At 66.5% G+C, this 2,520-nt stretch carries 3 protein-coding genes; 2 read left to right on the top strand and 1 reads right to left on the bottom strand.

Annotated elements, in window-relative coordinates:
• Positions 1-756: polyprenyl synthetase family protein (locus ACFWF3_RS31985; protein ID WP_379317528.1), on the top strand; the 756-nt coding region annotated here is incomplete at its 5' end.
• 173 nt (positions 757-929) lie between these two features.
• Complete coding sequence (htpX, locus tag ACFWF3_RS31990) at positions 930-1,793, top strand: zinc metalloprotease HtpX (protein WP_379317529.1); 864 nt, start codon at positions 930-932, stop codon at positions 1,791-1,793.
• Positions 1,794-1,811: 18 nt separating this feature from the next.
• Here the strand turns inward: htpX and ACFWF3_RS31995 are convergent, their stop codons facing one another.
• Entirely contained in the window at positions 1,812-2,303 is a 492-nt protein-coding gene (locus ACFWF3_RS31995; protein WP_378634254.1) for a YajQ family cyclic di-GMP-binding protein, read from the bottom strand.
• Positions 2,304-2,520: the final 217 nt, after the last annotated feature.

Below are 2,520 nucleotides of genomic sequence, written 5' to 3' on the forward strand. Positions count from 1 at the left end.
GTCGTGGAACTCGTGCACCTCGCGACGCTCTACCACGACGACGTCATGGACGAGGCGACGCAGCGTCGTGGCGCGGAGAGCGTCAACTCGCGGTGGGGTAACAACATCGCGATCCTGGCGGGCGATTACCTGTTCGCCCACGCCTCGCGCCTGACCTCCACCCTCGGCCCCGACGCGGTCCGCATCATCGCCGAGACCTTCGCCGAGCTGGTCACGGGCCAGATGCGGGAAACCATGGGCGCCAAGCAGACCCAGGACCCCGTCGAGCACTACCTGCGCGTGGTGTGGGAGAAGACCGGCTCGCTCATCGCCGCCGCGGGCCGTTTCGGCGGCACCTTCTCCGGCGCGGGACTCGAGCATGTGGAACGCCTGGCGCGCCTCGGCGACGCGGTCGGCACGGCGTTCCAGATCTCCGACGACATCATCGACATCTCGTCTTCGGCCGAGCAGTCGGGCAAGACGCCGGGCACCGACCTTCGCGAAGGCGTGCACACCCTGCCGGTGCTCTACGCCCTGCGCGAGACCGGCGCCGACGGCGACCGACTGCGCACCCTGCTGGCGCGCCCGCTGGAAACCGACGCCGAGGTCGACGAGGCACTGGAACTGCTGCGCCGCTCGCCCGGCATGGCGCTGGCCAAGGAAAAGCTGGCCGAATACGCCGACCTCGCCGATACCGAGCTCGCCGCGCTTCCGCCCGGCCCGGCCAACGACGCCCTCACCCGCCTCGTCCGCTACACGATCGAACGCGTCGGCTGACCAGGAACCAACACCACCCGGCGCACGTTGTCCTGTCGCGACGAAACAACAGATTTCGACAGCACATGGGTAACTCGCCGGGTACGCCCAGAACCGTTCCCGTTGTCCACCGCAGGCCCGATGCCTGACGAACGCAGCGCCTGACGACCGGCACAAGGCGCGGGGAGGCGGAAATGCCCAATGGGATCAAGACGTTCGGTTTGATGGTGGGGATGTCGGCGTTGATCGTCGCCATCGGGGCGATGTTCCGCAGCCCGACGATCCTGATCATCTCGATCGTGCTGGCCATCGGCATGAACGCCTACGCCTACTTCAACAGCGACAAGCTGGCCTTGAAGGCGATGCACGCGCAACCGGTGAGCGAACTGGAGGCGCCGGTCATGTACCGGATCGTGCGCGAGCTCGCGACCACGGCGCGCCAGCCGATGCCGCGGCTCTACATCAGTCCCACCAGCGCCCCCAACGCGTTCGCCACCGGCCGCAATCCGCGCCACGCCGCGGTCTGCTGTACCAGCGGCATCCTGCAATTGCTCGACGAGCGCGAGCTGCGCGCGGTCCTCGGCCACGAGCTGTCCCACGTCTACAACCGCGACATCCTGATTTCGTCGGTGGCGGGCGCGATGGCCTCGGTCATCACCGGTCTGGCGAACATGGCGTTCTTCGCGAGTTCGTTCGGCAGCAGAGACGGCAACGGACCGAACATCATCGGTGTGCTGCTGGTCTCACTGCTCGGGCCGATCGCGGCGGCCCTGATCAAGATGGCGGTCTCGCGATCGCGGGAGTACCAGGCCGATCAGTCCGGCGCCGAGCTCACCGGTGACCCGCTGGCCCTTGCCTCGGCCCTGCGCAAGATCGAACGCGGCGTCCAGGCGGCCCCGCTGCCGCCGGACCCCAAGATCACCAGCGAATCGCATCTGATGATCGCCAACCCGTTCCGCGCGGGCGACCGCGTCGCCCGCTGGTACTCCACCCACCCCCCGATGGACGAGCGCATCAAGCGTCTGGAGGAGATGGCCGGCGGCACTCATCACCACTGAGTGCCGCCCACACCGGACCTATCGGTAGTTGACGAACTGCAGGGCGATTCCGAAGTCCTCGCCCTTGAGCAGCGAGATCACTTCCTGCAGGTCATCACGCTTCTTGCTGCTGACCCGCAGCTCCTCACCCTGGATCTGCGCCTTGACGCCCTTGGGGCCCTCGTCGCGGATCTTCTTCGAGATCTTCTTCGCCTTCTCGGTGTCGATACCCTGCACCAAGGTGCCGGTGATCTTGAAGATCTTGCCCGACGGCTGCGCCTCGCCGGCGTCGAACGCCTTCAGCGAGATGTCGCGACGGATCAGCTTCTCCTTGAAGACGTCGAGCGCCGCCTGCACCCGCTCCTCGGCATTGGCGGTCAGCACGATGGCCTCCTCGCCCGACCATGCGATCGACGCATCGGTGCCCTTGAAGTCGTAGCGCGAGTTCAGCTCCTTCTCCGCCTGATGCAGAGCGTTGTCGACCTCCTGTCGATCGACCTTGCTCACGACGTCGAATGACGAATCAGCCACACTGCGCTCCTGTCCTGTGAAGGTCCGGCGAACTCCGGGGCCGGGATGTGCCGGCCACCGAGACAGTTGTACCCGCATCGGGGGACGACCGGTGCTCGCAGGGGGTCTGTGCAGGCGTTTTGATAGTCCGGGTGGGTACGTTGTAAGCTGCTCAGCGCACCGGAAACGGCGCACACGGCAGATTGCCCGAGCGGCCAATGGGAGCGGACTGTAAATC

The sequence above is a fragment of the Nocardia sp. NPDC060220 genome (assembly GCF_042727815.1).
Taxonomy (GTDB): Bacteria; Actinomycetota; Actinomycetes; order Mycobacteriales; family Mycobacteriaceae; genus Nocardia.